Annotated in this window: 14 protein-coding genes; 6 read left to right on the top strand and 8 right to left on the bottom strand. The window is 64.2% G+C overall.

Going from position 1 to position 15,651, the window contains the following annotated elements; genetic code table 11:
* Positions 1-13: 13 nt before the first annotated feature.
* A protein-coding gene (locus LUA85_RS13325) for an IS5 family transposase (protein WP_231466484.1) occupies positions 14-780 on the top strand; the annotation gives its coding sequence in 2 pieces (ribosomal slippage) (positions 14-326 and positions 326-780; 768 coding nt in all).
* On the opposite strand, the gene LUA85_RS13330 is transcribed toward LUA85_RS13325, so the two are convergent.
* The gene (locus LUA85_RS13330) at positions 739-990 is read right to left on the bottom strand and encodes a hypothetical protein (protein WP_231470747.1); all 252 of its coding nucleotides are present in this window, start codon (positions 988-990) and stop codon (positions 739-741) included. The two genes, LUA85_RS13325 and LUA85_RS13330, sit on opposite strands and share 42 nt — an antisense overlap.
* Positions 991-1,180: 190 nt before the next feature.
* Positions 1,181-3,055 carry a signal peptide peptidase SppA gene (gene sppA / locus LUA85_RS13335; protein WP_231470749.1) on the bottom strand — a complete coding sequence of 625 codons (1,875 nt, stop codon included), beginning with the start codon at positions 3,053-3,055 and terminating at the stop codon, positions 1,181-1,183.
* An 87-nt stretch (positions 3,056-3,142) separates the two neighbouring features.
* On the opposite strand from sppA, the gene LUA85_RS13340 reads away from it, so the two are divergent.
* Together LUA85_RS13340 and LUA85_RS13345 are read left to right on the top strand one after the other, a co-directional pair.
* Positions 3,143-4,168: an aspartate carbamoyltransferase catalytic subunit gene (locus LUA85_RS13340; protein ID WP_231470758.1), complete on the top strand. Its 1,026-nt coding sequence runs from the start codon at positions 3,143-3,145 to the stop codon at positions 4,166-4,168.
* Positions 4,165-5,394, top strand: coding sequence for a dihydroorotase family protein (locus LUA85_RS13345; protein WP_231470760.1), 1,230 nt, complete (start codon positions 4,165-4,167; stop codon positions 5,392-5,394). The genes LUA85_RS13340 and LUA85_RS13345 overlap by 4 nt, the downstream gene beginning before the upstream one ends.
* 66 nt (positions 5,395-5,460) lie before the next feature.
* Here the strand turns inward: LUA85_RS13345 and LUA85_RS13350 are convergent, their stop codons facing one another.
* The 3 genes from LUA85_RS13350 to LUA85_RS13360 are packed head-to-tail and all read right to left on the bottom strand — an operon-like array spanning position 5,461 to position 7,990.
* Complete coding sequence (locus tag LUA85_RS13350; RefSeq protein WP_231470769.1) at positions 5,461-6,723, bottom strand: SPOR domain-containing protein; 1,263 nt, start codon at positions 6,721-6,723, stop codon at positions 5,461-5,463.
* Positions 6,724-6,744: 21 nt separating this feature from the next.
* The gene (locus LUA85_RS13355) at positions 6,745-7,248 is read right to left on the bottom strand and encodes a hypothetical protein (protein WP_231470771.1); all 504 of its coding nucleotides are present in this window, start codon (positions 7,246-7,248) and stop codon (positions 6,745-6,747) included.
* A 13-nt stretch (positions 7,249-7,261) separates the two neighbouring features.
* Positions 7,262-7,990, bottom strand: a complete 729-nt coding sequence (locus tag LUA85_RS13360; protein WP_231471877.1) for a ParA family protein — start codon at positions 7,988-7,990, stop codon at positions 7,262-7,264.
* Positions 7,991-8,314: 324 nt separating this feature from the next.
* Here LUA85_RS13360 and LUA85_RS13365 point away from each other — a divergent pair, with 324 nt between their 5' ends.
* Positions 8,315-9,424: an SPOR domain-containing protein gene (locus tag LUA85_RS13365; RefSeq protein ID WP_231470776.1), complete on the top strand. Its 1,110-nt coding sequence runs from the start codon at positions 8,315-8,317 to the stop codon at positions 9,422-9,424.
* Between the two features lie 4 nt (positions 9,425-9,428).
* A complete protein-coding gene (locus tag LUA85_RS13370; RefSeq protein ID WP_231470777.1) occupies positions 9,429-10,643 on the top strand; it encodes a DUF418 domain-containing protein in 1,215 nt (404 codons plus the stop codon).
* Here LUA85_RS13370 and LUA85_RS13375 read toward each other — a convergent pair.
* Entirely contained in the window at positions 10,575-11,795 is a 1,221-nt protein-coding gene (locus LUA85_RS13375) for a phosphatidylserine/phosphatidylglycerophosphate/cardiolipin synthase family protein (protein ID WP_231470778.1), read from the bottom strand. The two genes, LUA85_RS13370 and LUA85_RS13375, sit on opposite strands and share 69 nt — an antisense overlap.
* 192 nt (positions 11,796-11,987) lie before the next feature.
* Here LUA85_RS13375 and LUA85_RS13380 point away from each other — a divergent pair, with 192 nt between their 5' ends.
* Positions 11,988-12,674, top strand: coding sequence for a L,D-transpeptidase family protein (locus LUA85_RS13380; protein ID WP_231470779.1), 687 nt, complete (start codon positions 11,988-11,990; stop codon positions 12,672-12,674).
* 139 nt (positions 12,675-12,813) lie between these two features.
* Here LUA85_RS13380 and LUA85_RS13385 read toward each other — a convergent pair whose 3' ends face one another.
* Both LUA85_RS13385 and LUA85_RS13390 read right to left on the bottom strand, forming a co-directional pair.
* Complete coding sequence (locus tag LUA85_RS13385; RefSeq protein ID WP_231470780.1) at positions 12,814-13,548, bottom strand: sigma-70 family RNA polymerase sigma factor; 735 nt, start codon at positions 13,546-13,548, stop codon at positions 12,814-12,816.
* Complete coding sequence (locus LUA85_RS13390) at positions 13,545-15,650, bottom strand: flagellar biosynthesis protein FlhA (RefSeq protein ID WP_231470781.1); 2,106 nt, start codon at positions 15,648-15,650, stop codon at positions 13,545-13,547. Before LUA85_RS13390 ends, LUA85_RS13385 begins: the two co-directional genes overlap by 4 nt.
* Between the last annotated feature and the right edge of the window lies 1 nt (position 15,651).

A 15,651-nucleotide genomic window follows, 5' to 3' on the forward strand; every position in this document is an offset into this window, starting at 1 on the left:
ATTCAGGGACTGGATGAGCCGATATGACCTGACCGATTTCGAGTGGCGTGTGATCGAACCAATGTTGCCCAACAAGCCTAGAGGCGTGCCACGTGTCGATGACCGGCGTGTGCTGAATGGCATCTTCTGGGTGCTGCGGTCAGGGGCGCCGTGGCGAGACTTGCCGGAACGCTATGGCCCGCGCACAACCTGCTACAATCGCTTCGTGCGATGGCGAAAAGCCGGTGTGTGGGATCGAATGATGGACGCCATCACCGCCGCCCATGATGGCGATATCCAGATGATCGACAGCACTTCCATCCGGGCGCACCAACAGGCTGCGACGGCAAAAAGGGGGATCGAGATCATTGTCTCGGTCGCTCCCGAGGCGGGCTCACCACCAAAATCCACGCGGTCGTCGATGGGCAAGGCCTCCCGATCCGGCTCAGCCTGACTGCCGGGCAAAGCCACGACGGGCAAGCGGCTGACGATCTACTCAATCACGTTGGCGCCGGAACAATCGTGCTGGCAGACAAGGCGTATGACGCCGATCGTATCCGAGCGTCTCTCCGCGAAAAGGGATCGTTTGCCAACATTCCGCCCAAGGCAAACCGGAAGTCGAAACCGTACTTCAGCACATGGCTGTACCGCGAGCGGAACCTGATCGAACGCTATTTCTCCAAATTGAAGCACTTCCGCAGAGTAGCTACCCGCTACGACAAGTTGGCCGAAAACTTTCTGGCCATGGTCCAACTCGCCTCAATGCGCCTGTGGCTGCGCGTTTATGAGTCTACGGCCTAATCCCTGATTGAGCATTACCCCAGCAATGACACGCTGAACATTTAGGGAAAAAGCTTGGTATTCCTCCCACTCATGACGAAAGTCGCCGTCGGGATAGCTTACACCCGGAATGCCAAGTGCACTGGCCATTGCGATCATCAATGTAGTGTATTGAGTTCGAAGCTCAGTTGCCAAGTCGCCTGACTGCACGTTGTCCATGATCTCGTTCATTCGACGTCGAGCAGTCTGCTCCAGAAAAGCGAACTTACGGTGAGGTTCGTTCGGTGCGCGCTCGTAGTCATCTAATTCCAGTAGCGAGTAGTTCATTGCAGGACTCGGTTACAGTCACGACGCGGGTGTGTCAGTCTGTCGGTTTGCGCAGGTCATAGCAACAATATTAGAAAATTTCTTGGGACTACCCCTACCCAAACAACCGCGCCAGCATCTGCATCACGCCAGGCCTCTCGCCCGCACCCCGCGGCGCAGCGCGATCATCGCCCACGCACTCCAGGCAATAGGCCCGCATCCCCCCGCCGCCAACCAACCGGCTGACGTCCGCCTCGATCCGCGCCAGCAAGCCCTGTTGCCGCGCGGCCAGCATCCCGGCGAGGTCCTGCGCGCCCGCACCGCGCGCCTCACCCGTTTCCATCTGTTGCAGGAACTGCACGAACGGGCTGGAATCGCTCTGGATATAGGCGGCGTGCCACTCGGTCGCACCCGCCTTCTTGGCGGCCCAGGCCACGGCATCGTCCACCCCGCCGAATTCATCCACAAGGCCAAGCTGGCGCGCGGTGCCACCGTCCCAGATGCGGCCTTGGCCGATCTTGTCGATATCCGCGCTGGTCTTGCCGCGCGATTTGGCGACGAGCGTCAGGAACCGACCATAGGTCTGTTCGACCTGGCCTTGCAGCAGCGCGGCGACTTGCGGGGTCAGGCCGCCGATCAGGTCCGGCTGGCCCGATAGCGGCGTGGTGCGCACCTGTTCGGTGGTCACGCCATATTCGGGCAACGTCGATTCAAAGCTGGGGAACACCGCGAACACGCCGATGGAGCCGGTAATCGTACTGGGTTCGGCAAATATCCGCTGCGCCGGGGTGGATACCCAATACCCCCCGCTCGCCGCCACGCCGCCCATCGACACCGCCACGGGCAGCCCCTTGGCGCGCACCCGTTCCACCGCCGCGCGGATGCGTTCGGATGCCATGACCGAACCGCCCGGCGAATCGACGCGCAGCACCAGCGCCGCGTAATCGTCGCTCTTGGTCACGCCGTCGATCAGGTCGGCAATCCTGTCCCCGCCCGCCGTGCCCGGCCCGGCATCGCCATCGACGATTTCGCCCGCAACGGTGACGACCGCCACCGCCTTGCCCGATGTCGGCACAGGCTTGTCCGCCAGATAAACGGCAAGTTCGGTGCCCTTGAACGACCCCAACGCGCCCTGATCGTCCGCGCCCACGATCTCCGCCACGCGCTGCCCGAAGGCCACCCGATCGCCCACCCGGTCGATCATGCCCGATTTCACCGCTGCCTGCGCGGCATCGCCCCCGGCATCGGCCACCCATCTGGCGGGATCGGTGATCGCCAGCGTGTAATCGGCCTTGGGCCGCGCGCGCTTCACGTCGTCCTGCCAGTTCTGCCACACCGATTGCATCACGGCATTCAGCGCGTCGCGCGCCTCTGGCGAGGATTCGCTGCGGATATAGGGTTCGACCGCGCTCTTGTACGTGCCCACCTTGAACACATTGGCCTTGACCTTCAGCTTGTCGAGCAGACCCTTGTAGAACAGCATAGTGCCGCCCGGCCCGCTGATCGCCACGCCGCCCAGCGGATCGATCCACGCTTCGCTGGAATGCGCGGCAAGCTGGATCGCATCGTCGGTATAGATCAGCGCGCGCACCAGCACCGGCTTCTTTGCCGCGCGCACTTTATCCATCGCTGCGCCCACATTGGCGATCTGTACGCCAGATCCGCCGCCAAACGCTTCCAGATCAAGCACGACCGCCTTGATCCGAGTGTCGGTCGCCGCCGATTCGATGGCGCGCACCAGATCGCGCTCGACATATTCGGGCTGCGGCGCTTCGCCAGAAAGCAGCAGGGTGGAGGGCGAAACCTCAGAAGCTTCCTCAACAATGCTCCCTTCCAGCGCGAGGTACAGCGCGCCTTCGCGGACCATGCCAGGGCTGGGCCGCGATGCCAGCGCCGCATAAAGCGCAGCGAAGAACAGCAGCAGAAACAACAGGACAAGGCCATCCTTGATGGCGACGAGGATCTTCCAGACCGAACGGGCAAAGCTCATGGATGCGACTCTATTGTGGACACCCCGGCAATGCCAGCGGGAAACCGCTTGAGCGCAAAGGCCCTGCCCACTAGGGAACTGGTTTCAATGCAAAGCACCAACCTTCCCGCAGCGGGCCGCTATCCAGCGGGCGGCCTCGCCTACCCGCACCGTGACTTGACCGGCATCGGCCAGCTTGCCCGGCATGAGATCCTCTATCTGCTTGATGAGGCGGAACAATGGGTCGATCTCAACCGGCAGAGCCAGAAGAAGACCGATCTTCTGAACGGGTTGACCATCATCAATGCCTTCTTCGAAAATTCCACCCGCACGCTGCTGTCTTTCGAGATCGCGGGCAAACGGCTGGGCGCAGACGTGGTCAACATGCATGCCGCCACCAGCAGCGTGAAGAAGGGCGAAACCCTGATCGACACCGCGATGACGCTCAATGCCATGCGCGCCGATGCGATCGTGATCCGCCACGCCAGTTCGGGCGCAGTGCGGCTGATCGCGGAAAAGGTGGACTGCCCGGTCCTGAACGCGGGCGACGGGCAGCACGAACACCCCACACAGGCGCTGCTTGATGCGCTGACCATGCGTCATGCGCTGAAACTTCCGATCGGGGCCGATCTCAACGGGCTGAAAGTCACCATCTGCGGCGATATCCTGCACAGCCGCGTCGCGCGCTCGAACATCCTCAGCCTGACCGCCCTGGGCGCCGACGTGCGCGTCTGCGCGCCGCCTGCGTTGATGCCGGACGAGGTCGAGGCGATGGGCGTGACCCCGTTCCACGATTTCGACGCCGCGCTGAAAGGCGCGAACGTGGTGATGATGCTGCGGCTCCAGCAGGAACGCATGAGCGGGCAGTTCATCCCCTCCCCGCGCGAATACCGGCACTTGTACGGTCTTACCCCCGAACGGCTGGCGCGGGCGGAACCCGATGCCTTCGTGATGCACCCCGGCCCGATGAACCGGGGGATCGAGATCGATTCGACCGTAGCCGATCATCCCACGCGCAGCCTGATCACCGCGCAAGTTGAAATGGGCGTGGCGATCCGCATGGCCTGTCTTGAAGTGCTGACCCGGCGGACGCGAAACGTGCCCGGCTGGGATGCAGTGGGAGCAGCGGCATGATCGCGCGGCCCCTGACCATCACCGGCGGCAAGCTGGTTCTCGCCACCGGAGAACCACAGCAGGGCGCGGTGCGCTGCGAGGACGGTCGCATCGTGGCGCTGGGCGATATTGCCGCCCACGAAGGCGATGAAGTGTTCGACGCCAAGGGCGCGCTGGTCGCACCGGGCCTTGTTGACCTTGGCGTGTTCGCTATAGACAAGCCCGCGTTCCATTTCGGCGGGATTACCCGCGCCGCATTGATGCCCGATCAAGGCCCGCCGCTCGATCATCCGGCGCGCGTCCGCTTCGCCGCCCAATCGGGCAAGCCGGACTTGTGGGTCCACCCCCTTGCCGCTGCCACGCGCGGGCTGGAAGGCAACGAACTCGCCGAACTGGCGCTGATGCGCGATGCAGGCGCAAAGGCCGTGGCCACGGGGCGCGCATGGATCAGCGATTCGGGCGTCATGCTCCGCCTGCTGCGCTATTGCGCGATGCTGGGTCTGGTCGTCGTCACCCACGCAGAGGACGCCGCGATTACGGGCAAGGCCGTGGCGACTGCTGGCGAAGTGGCGACCCGGCTCGGCCTGCCCTCCGCCCCCGCCGAAGCCGAAGCGCTGGCCGTGGCGCGCGACATTGCGCTGGCCGAACTATCCGGCGCGCATGTCCATTTTCGCCAGGTGACCACTGCCCGCGCGCTCGATCTGGTGCGCGCCGCCAAGGCGCGCGGCATCCGCATAACCGCAGGCGTAACGCCCGCCCACTTCATCCTGTCAGACCTGGAACTGGTCGGCTTCCGCACGTTTTGCCGGATGTCGCCGCCGCTGCGTCGCGATTCGGATCGCAAGGCCGTGATCGCCGCGATTGCCGATGGTACGATTGATGTCATCTCCTCCGGCCACGATCCGCGCGGGCCTGAAGACAAGCGCCTGCCCTTTGCCGATGCCGAACCCGGCATGGCAGGCGCCGAAACGCTGCTGCCGCTGACGCTTACGCTGGTGCGCGATGGCGATATATCGATGGCGCGCGCGTTCGAACTGCTCGGCGCCAATCCGGCAAAGCTGCTGGGCGTGGCGGCAGGGAAGCTCGAAGTCGGCGCAGAGGCAGACTTTGCGATTATCGACCCCGTGCGGCCATGGGTCGTCAATTCCGACAAGATGGCGGCAGCGGCAGGCAACACCCCGTTCGATCGCCGTCCGGTGGAAGGCCGCGTCACCGCGCTGTTCAAGGGCGGTAACCGGGTCGATTGATACGGAAAGGGCGCGGGCACCTTCCGGTCCCCGCGCCCATCTGCTCCCGAAACCGGGTAATCCGTATCAGCGCTTGGCCATGCGCGTTTCCACCGCGCGCTGGCCCGGCAAGGCTCCTCCGGTCCCGCGCAGCACAAGGCAATCCCCGCCCCGCGCCTTGACCGAACCACACAGCGAACTGGCCGAGGCAAGCCCCGCAAAGCCCGCAGCGCGCACACGCCACAAGGTGCGGCCATTGATGGTGACCCTGGTCGTGACATTGCGGTAGCCCGCCAGTGCAGGATTACGCGCGGTAAAGTGCCGCCACGCGCGGCGCGCGCCTTCGGCGGTGGCAAATGCGCCCAACTGCACCTGATGCGTGCTATGGCCGTTGACGGCGGCAACGGGCGCAACGGCCTTTGCCACCTGAACCGGGCGAGCCGGGGCCGATGGCGGCAGATCGATCATCGCCAGTTGCCCCTCGCGCGGCAAAGACGATGCATCGGCTACCGATGGCGCAGGCGCAGCCGGCTGGTCGAGCGGTGCAAGCTCAGCCACGGCGGCCTCAGCCAGCGGCTCGGCCCGCTTTGCCGCTTCGGCGGAAAGCTGTTCGGTCGCGGGGAAATTGGCAAGCGCCAGGGCGGTCGGCTGTCCGGCATCGACACGCAGCGGCACCGAGAGCAACCCGGCCACGCGTTCGCGAGTCAACTCACGCTGGCCCATCATCGCCCACATTTCCATGCGACCGCCCACTTCGGCTGCGGGCAGATCCTGCGACGCCATTGCGCGCGCTTCGCGCCACTGCCCGGCAAGAGCATATGCCAGCGCCAGATTCTGGCGCACCTTCACGGTATTCTCGCCACCGCGAATGGCATCGGACAGCACGGCAACGCCCTGGCCGGTCTGCCCCGCCAGCGCCAGCGCCAGGCCATAATCGGCCGGTTCGAGGCTGTCGCGATAGGAATTGAGCGTGTCGACCGCCTGCGGATAAAGCCCCAGCGCAATATCTGCCAGCGCGAGACTCAGCGCCGTGCGGCTGCTGTCCTCGCCCAGTTCCATCGCCTCGTCATAGGCCTGTCGCGCGGATTCAAAGCGTCCGGCCTTGAGATAGGCGCTGCCCAGCAGCACCCGGTAGGCCGGATTGCGCGGATCGGCCAGCACGGCCTTTTCGGCGCTGTCCACCGCCACCTTGGGATTTCCCTTGGCCAGCGCCGCTTCGGCCGAGGACGCGAACTTGTCAGGGCGGATCGTGCCGGTGGCGCATCCCGTCAGAACACCGGCGGCAAGCGCCGAAGAGACGATCAACCGCGCGGTGCGGTTAGGGACGAAGGCGGAGAAAAGGCGGCTCATTCTCAGGTTTCCTTCGGGCAATCAGTTGCGCGTCGCGCGTCTGGCAAGGGTTTCGACCGCAGGTTGATCGGCAAGAAATCGGTCAAGCGCCTCGATCAGCACTGACTGGGCGCTGCGCGATTCCAGCGTACAGGCAAGACGCAGACGCAAATGGCGATACTGGTCCAGCCGCAGCGTGAACGCGGCCTTGCGGCCTTCGGCCAAAGCCGAGCGCACCTGCTTGCCGCCCTTCATGCGCCGCGTTGTCGCGATCGGAGGCATTTCAGCCACCGCTGCGGCCAGCGCTTCAAGCTGCTGGACGATAACCGGAAGGTCGTCGGAACGGGCATGGCCGGGACGGGTAGCCTCGCCCATGTCGTTCCAGCCCAGATCGTCCGATACGGGCGCGGCTTCGTCCATGCCCGCCAGAAGGCGGGCTTGTTCTTCGGCGCTCAACACCAGTTGCGGGCGCATCGCCGGGCGCGCGGCGCCCTTGCGGGCCAGCAGTCCCGATGACAGCGAGGCGAGGGGCTTGGCGGCGCTCATCAAACCGCCTCCATCAAGAACCGGCAACGCGGCGGCCGAAGCCACCCATCGGCCGCTGCATCCCGCCAGCCATGGGCATCGCGGATGCCTGCTGCGGCACGGCAAACACCGTGCGGCGGAAATTCTTTTCCAGCCGTTCCGATACGTAAGTCCACAGCGCGGTCACTTCCGCGGCAGATTTGCCGTTCGGATCGCACTCCATCACCGTGCGGCCATCGATCATCGATGCGGCAAAATCGGTGCGCTGATGCAGGGTGACCGGCGCCACCGTGCCATGCTGCGACAATGCCACCGCGGCTTCAGACGTGATCCGCGCCTTGGGTGTGGCCGCGTTGACCACGAAGATCAGTGGCTTGCCTGCGCGGTCGCAAAGATCGACGGTTGCACCAACCGCGCGCAGATCGTGCGGGCTGGGCCGCGTCGGCACCACGATCAGTTCGGCGACCGAGATCACCGACTGGATCGCCATGGTAATTGCAGGCGGCGTGTCGATCACGGCCAGCTTGAAGCCCTGCTGCCGCAGGATCGCCAGATCGCTGGCCAGCCGCGCAACCGTGGTCTGGGCAAAGGCCGGGAATTCGGCCTCGCGTTCGTTCCACCAATCGGACAGCGAGCCTTGCGGATCGATATCGATCAGGACAACGGGTCCCGCGCCCGCCCGCTGGGCCTGGACGGCCAGGTGCCCGGACAAGGTCGTCTTGCCCGATCCACCCTTCTGTGATGCCAATGCCAGTACGCGCAAAGCCAAACCCCCGTCAAAATCGCGAACTCTTGAGTATGGATTCGCAGAATGGGTTGAAATTTTGGTTAAGATGATTGCACGATTGCGTTCAGCATTGCTCCCACACCGCCGCAAATGGTGCTGCCAATCCTGCAAAATCAGCGCTAAGACTTCGCTAACGCCTCGTTGACTATATCCCGCACACAGCAAAGGCCGGGCGGCATGACCGGGCCAGCAAGGGTTGCAACCTGAACCGCTTGAAGTCTCGCAGCAGGAACGGACGTTCACATCATGTCACCTCGGCAAATCATGTCACCTCGGCAAATCATGTCACCTCGGCAAATCATGTCACTTTCCCGAATCACCGCACCGTGGAAGCTCGCGGCCCTATCCACGGCAGCGCTGGCACTGGCCACCTCGCCCGCGCTGGCTGACGTGAAGGCCGGCGTCGATGCGTGGTCGCGCGGGGAACACGCGGTGGCGGTCAAGGAATGGCTCGGCCCTGCGGCCAAGGGCGATCCCGATGCGCAGTTCAACATGGGCCAGGCCTACAAGCTGGGCAAAGGCGTTCCGCAAGACAGCAAGCGCGCAGAGGCATGGTATCGCAAGGCGGCCGAAAACGGCCATATCAAGGCCGCCGATACGCTTGGCCTGCTGATGTTCCAGGATGGCCGCAAGACAGACGCGGTGCCGTTCCTTCAGGCCTCTGCCGAACGCGGCGATCCGCGCGCGCAATACATCATGGGCATTGCCCACTTCAACGGCGATGTCGTGGGCAAGGACTGGGTGCGCGCCTATGCGCTGATGAGTCGCTCCGCTTCCGCTGGACTGGAGCAGGCCGTGCGCGGTCTTGCCACGATGGACGGGGTTATCCCGCTCGAACAGCGGCAGTTGGGTGTTTCACTGGCCGGAGAGCTTGAACAGAAGGCGCAGGCCAATCGCGCGCAGCAATTCGCCGCCGCCGATCTGGGCGTCAAACCCGCGCCTACCGCGCCCCTGCGCACCGCGCAGGCCGGAACTGCGCTCGAACGGACCGAACTGCCGCCGTCCACCCCCGCGCCATCGGGTCCGGTCACTGCCGGGGCAGATTTTGCCAATCCGGTAGTGATTTCAACGCCGAAGCGGATTGTCGGTGCCGCCTCCGTGCCACCAAAGCCTGTCAAAAGCACCACCCCACCTCCCGTGGCAAAACCTGCCGCTGCGCCGAAACCCGCCCCCGCCGCAAAAGGCAACTGGCGTATCCAGCTTGGCGCGTTCGGCGTGAAAGCCAATGCCGACGGGCTATGGGCCAAAGTGCGCAATCGCCCCGAAATCGCAGGCCATGGCCGGATCGATCTCGCTTCGGGCAGTGTCACGCGCCTGCTGGCTGGTGGCTATGCTGGACAAACCGAAGCAGCCAAAGCTTGTGCCGCGCTCAAGTCTGGCGGGTTCACCTGCCTGGTGATACAGCCGTGATGGCTTGGCTACCGAACATCCCCATTCCCGCATAGAAGCGCTTGATTTCCTGCGCGGCATCGCCGTGCTGGGCATTCTTGCAATCAATATCACCGGCATGTGGGGACCATCGCTCGCTACCTTTTCGCCCGCGATCCCCCGTCTCGAACCCGGTGGCGCTGCATGGTTCGGCTTTGCCTTCGTGGTCTTCGAAGGGAAGATGCGGGCACTTTTCAGCCTGCTGTTCGGGGCGAGCATGGTGTTGTTCGCCGATGCGGCAGAGCGCCGGGGCGCCGATCCCGACATCGCGCAGTTGCGCCGCCTCATCTGGCTGGCGCTGTTCGGCTACCTCCATTTCGCGCTGCTGTGGTGGGGCGATATCCTGTTCACTTACGCACTGTGCGGCCTCGGCGCGCTGGCGCTGCGTCACTTGTCCCCGCTCCGTCAGGTGGCCATCGCGCTGCCGTTCTATATCCTTTCGCAAACCATCGAGGCGCTGCTAGATCTGCCGGGGATCTTTACCGAACAGGCAGTTCTGGCAGGCACGGCTGCGCCTGCGGATGTCACCGAACAAGCACAAATGATGCTGCGCATCGGCGCATCCGTCGCCCACGATGTTGCAGTGCTTCAGGCCGGTTTCTTCGAGGCCGTTCGCCTGAAACTTGCCCATTCGCCGCTGCAACCGCTCACCGTTACCCTGTCCACTTTCACCGAAACCGTGCCGTTGATGCTGGTGGGCATGGCCGCGTTGCGCAGCGGCTTTGCCACCACATGGTCGCGTCTTACGCTTGCGACCATCGCGCTGTGCGGAATCCTGCTCGGCGGCATACCGACGGTGCTGGCGTTGCAATGGCTGTCCTCCCACGGGTGGCCTCCGCGCGCGATGTTTGCCGCCATCGAACACGGCATGGCCCTGCCTCACCTGCTGATGGCGGCGGGATATGCCGCCGCGCTCGTGCTGGCCTTCCCGCAGCTGCGCGCCACCACGATCGGACGCGCGCTGACGGCAGCGGGGCGCTGCGCGTTCACCAATTATCTTGGCACCAGCGCCCTGATGGGCGCGATCTTCTGTGGCTGGGGTCTGGGTCTTGGCCCGGAAGTGCCGCGAGCATGGCTCCCCGCCTTCGTCCTGCTCGGCTGGGCCGCCATGCTCGCCTGGCCGCAGTGGTGGCTATCGCGTTTCCGGCAAGGGCCGCTGGAAGGCCTGTGGCGCAGGCTTGCCCTGCCCACCATCGGTTAGCCCCGGCGCAGGCTTGCCCTGCCTGCGCGGATTTAGCGCGGCCCAATCCATCGCGCGCACCGGCCCATGGCTCAGTCGCGCCAGCGTCCGGTCTGCCAGTTCCAGCATCGCCCGCGCCCGCCACTGCCGCCACGCCGGAATGCACAGGTCATCCGCTGCAAAAGAACTTTCGCGCGCAGGTCCCAGCAACCGCGCTTCGAAATCCGCGATCAGCGCCGGGTTGCGCACCACCGCCACGATATCGCTGCTGGTGCGGTGCGATGCGAAGTTGAAGTTGCTCGATCCCAGCACCAGCGCCTCACCATCGATCAACATGGCCTTGGCATGGGTCATCTCCGGCAATAGCCGCAAGGCGATTCCCGCAGGCTGCGCCACGCCCGCCAGATAATCGCGGATCACCGGCTTGTTGTTGGGCGCCGGGCTGTAAATGGTCACGTGCGCCCCACCTCGCGCGGCTTGCGCCATTGCGCCCACGAACGGCATGGTCGGATAAGCGCTGACCATCTCCACCGATGCCCGTGCGTTCGCCACCAGATCGATCAACGGCTGCATCATCCGGTCATTGGTATCGCCATCAAGGCAGATCAGTTGCAGATCACCGAAGGTGGCGCTCACGCCGCGCGGGGTTCCGACCCAGTCGTTGTCGAAATCACCGAGCAGGAAATCGGCAACTTCGGCATCCTCGATCCGCAGCATCAGATCGTGCCATGCGAAGTTGTGATCGGAAAAGTTGATCCCGCCGATGTGCGCCACATCGTCCATCACCAGCAATTTCTTGTGATTGCGCAAAGGATAGCGCAGTGGACGGCCCAGCACCGGATTTGTCACGCGCACCGGCACGCCCGCTGCGTTCATCTGATCGAACATCGCCAGCGTCGCGCGCGCTTCGGCGATCACTTCGGCGGGACGGAACGGCAGGGGCAGCATCGTGTCGTTGATCACGTTGCGGCTGTAATCGTCCACCAGCACACGGCGTATAGCAGCTGGCGATGCAAGGATCGCCTCGGCCACGCCCATGCCCGCAGTATCGGCCTCGAATGTCATCGCCTGGATCGCCACGCGGTGTCTTGCCGCCGCCAGATCGAGTTCGGCCTGATTCCAGAATGCGCTCGAACCGACCAGCAGCCGGTAGCGATCGTCTTTTGCACCCATGTATTTCTCCCGGCCAAGCCATTGGCACGAAAGCCTTTGCCTGTCGATGCATCCGCGCGCGCTCCAGCTCCGTTAACCACATTTGAAAAGGATTGCCGGACCCCGCGTCCCGGTGCGGGACGGCCTTTTCTGGAGACTCGCAACCCCGCGCGTTAACGCCTAATTGTTAAGGCGAAAGGAGCGACACGGGCCATGACGAAGCAAGCAACCATCTGGAGCAAGCGCTGGGTGCGCCTGCCGCTCGGCTTCGTCGCAACCTCGCTCGCCTCGCTGCTGGCATTCCACGCCGGGCAGGACATCGCCGAAGTCGCATTCGGCAATGGCACCGCCGAAGCCGCGCCAATGATCGCCGCCGCGCCGAAGCCTGCGGTCGCTGCACTCGCCGCAAAACCCGTCGACAGCCCGTTCGTGGTCAAATCGATCCTGCCGATCAATGAACCGATCAAGTTCGGCAAGTTCTACTGGGATGAAACCCGCGCCCCTGCCACCGGCCCGCTGGTGGTGACGGTGGACCTCACCGCCCGCGTGATCAGCGTGTTCCGCGACGGCCATGAAATCGGTGCCGCAGCGATCCTCAAGGGCTATGGCGAAAAACCCACCCCTACCGGCGTGTTCCCGATCACGCAGAAGGACGCCGATCACGTCTCGAACATCTATGATGCGCCCATGCCGCACATGATGCGCCTGACCAACGATGGCGTTTCGATTCACGGCAGCAAGGTGGAAAAGGGCTATGCCACCAACGGTTGCATCGGCGTACCCGATGATTTCGCCGCCAACCTGTTCAAGCTGGCCAAACTGGGTGACAAGGTCATCATCACCGACGGGAAGAAAATGACCCTCGGCGATCCGATCCTTGCGGGCGAACACGCGCTGTAGGGCGTTGCGCGCTCGGTCATAAAACCAGATCCGCACCATTCGTCATTGCGAGCGTAGCAAAGCAACCCAGAGCGTCACAGCGCATGACTCTGGATTGCTTCGCTACGCTCGCAACGACGCAATTTGTGGGTCAGGATTATCAGATCACCTCATATCCCTCGCCCAGCGCGGCCTTGAGCTTGTCCAGCGCCTGCGCTTTCAACTGGTGCACACGCGGAATGCTCACGCCCAGCACTTCGGCGATTTCGGCAAGGTTCAGTTCCTCGACGAAATAGAGCTGGATGATCATCTGCAACCGTTCGGGCAATTCGCCGATGGCTTCAGCCACCGCCTCGCGCATTTCCTGATCGGCCAGCATGGCAAAACTATCGGGCCGATCATCGGCAAACGCCGAATTGCTGTCGGAATAGGCATCGTCGATATGCTCGAACCGCAAGGGTTCATCGGCGGCGCGCTGATCGGCAAGCTGATTTTCGGTCAGCCCCATCGCCGCGGCCAGTTCCGCCTCGCTCGGCGGATGGCCAAGTTCGGTCGATAGCGCCGCCATCTTCTCGCGCAGCGCGCGCCGCCGCTCGGTGGCAGACCGGGAAAGCGGCGTCGATCGGCGCACCAGATCGACCATCGCCCCGCGCACCCGCAGCTTGGCATAAGCGGCAAAGCCGTCCTCCGTCGGGCCGGAATGGCGCTGCGAACATTCGGTCAGCGCCACCAGCCCCGCCTGGATCAGGTCTTCCATTTCCATTCCGGCGCGCCCGGAACCGTGGACGTGCCACGCCAGACGCTTCACCATCGGCAGGAACCGTCTGATGCGGTCGGCCGCTTCGTCCTTGGTATAGGCCTGTGCGGCTGCAAATCCGCGCGGATCGTGTTTCATGCGGCAATTCCCTCAGGCTGCGGCATCGCTTCGCTCTCTTGTTGGGGCGCATCGCCGCCGATGACCGAGATCACCTCGATGGGCTGCGATGGCGGAAGTTCGGAAATCGACAGGACAAGGCACTGCGGCGCGCGCAGGCGGAGCAGCGCGGCCAGCGGGCGTCGCGCGCGCGGCTGCACGATCAGGGCAATCGGCGGCGCAGCAGGGCCGCGTTCGGAAATGATCGCAGAGACGCGCTCGCCAATCCCGCGCGCCAGATCCGGTTCGATCACCGGCTGGCCCGTTGCGGGATCGTGCATTCCCGCCACGATCATCTGTTCAAGTCCTGCTTCCAGCGTGACTACGGGCAGGCGGTCGTCAGGCGCGCAAATCCGCCCCACCACCATCTCGCCCAGCGCCGCGCGGAGCAGGTCCACCAGCCGGTCATGATCGGTCGTCTGTTGCAGCGCCTGGCTCAGCGCCGAAAGGATCGGCAGCGGATGCGCGATAGACAGGCCATCGTCGAGCAACGCGTGGAACAGTCGCGTCAGCGCGCCCAGAGACATCGGCGCCGGATGGATCGTCTCGACCAGCCCGACAGAGCGCTCCTTCACGCCTTCGAGGATCGCCTTCACCTCGTCCGGCCCAAGCAGTGCCGATGGCCGGTCACCCAGCACCTGATTGAGGTGCGTGGCGATGACCGTGCTGGCATCCACCGTCAGGAATCCTTCGGCAATCGCCAGATCGCGCTGTGCCGGGTCGATCCAGATGGCGGGACAGCCAAAGCTGGGGTCGCGGGTCTTCTCGCCGCGCAGGCCATGGTCGGCATTGGCCTCGCCCGCATCGATTGCCAGGACCTTTTCGGGCCGCATTTCGGCCACGCCAATGGGCACCCCGCCCAGCAGGATGCGATAGGCGTTGGGACCAAGGTCCAGCGAATCGCGCACCCGGAACTGCGGCACGATGAAGCCGAACGTCTGGCTCAACTGCTTGCGCACGCCGGTGATCCGCGCCACCAGCGGCGATCCGCGCCGTTCGTCCACCAGATGGATCAGGCCATAGCCCATTTCCACGGTGACCAGCGTGTGATCGCTGACGTCCTCCAGCGTGATCCGCGCCGGATCGATTGCCGCCGCTTCTGGAATCACCACCGGCACGGGCCGATCAGCGCGCTTCTTCAATGACCACCACAGCCAGCCCGAAAGCGCGGCAGCTGGCAGGAACACGATCTGCGGCATCGCCGGAATCATTCCCACCGCGCCCATCACCACGGTGACGGGTAGCCAGATCGCGGGATTGGCAAACTGTCCGCCAATCTGCCCCGCCAGATCGCGGCTGTCCGAAACGCGCGTCACGATCACCGCGGCGGCGATGGACAGCAACAGCGAAGGCACTTGCGCTACCAGCGCATCGCCCACCGCCAGCGTGATGTAGAACTGCGCCGCTTCGGCAGCGCTGAGGCCATGGGTAATCATGCCCAGGCAGAACCCGGCGATGATGTTTACGCCCAGGATCAGCAATGCGGCAATCGCATCGCCCTTCACGAACTTGGACGAGCCATCCATCGAACCGTAGAAATCGGCCTCGGTCGCCACTTCGCGGCGGCGCGCCTTGGCTTCGTCTGCGGTCATGATCCCGGCGGCAAGATCGGCGTCGATCGCCATCTGCTTGCCCGGCAGGGCGTCCAGCGTGAACCGCGCGGAAACTTCCGAAACGCGGCCCGCGCCTTTGGTCACCACGATCATGTTGATGATCATCAGGATCATGAACACGAACAGGCCGACCGCAAAGTTGCCGCCGATCAGGAATTCGCCGAACGCCTCGATCACGTGGCCCGCCGCCGCGCCGCCTTCGTGCCCGTTGACCAGCACGATGCGCGTGGAGGCCACGTTCAGCGCCAGGCGCAACAGCGTGGCGAACAACAGCACCGATGGGAACGACGAGAAATCGAGCGGCTTTTCCGCATTCATCGCCGCCATCAGGATCGCCACCGACAGCGCGATGTTGACGACGAAGAACACGTCGAGCATCACCGCCGGAATCGGCACGACCATCAGCACGATCAGCGTCAGCACACCTGACGGCAAGGCAAAGGCGGCGGGTGAGCCAAAGCGCTTGAACATC

It is taken from the genome of Novosphingobium sp. CECT 9465, assembly GCF_920987055.1.
In the GTDB taxonomy this organism is placed as follows: Bacteria; Pseudomonadota; Alphaproteobacteria; order Sphingomonadales; family Sphingomonadaceae; genus Novosphingobium.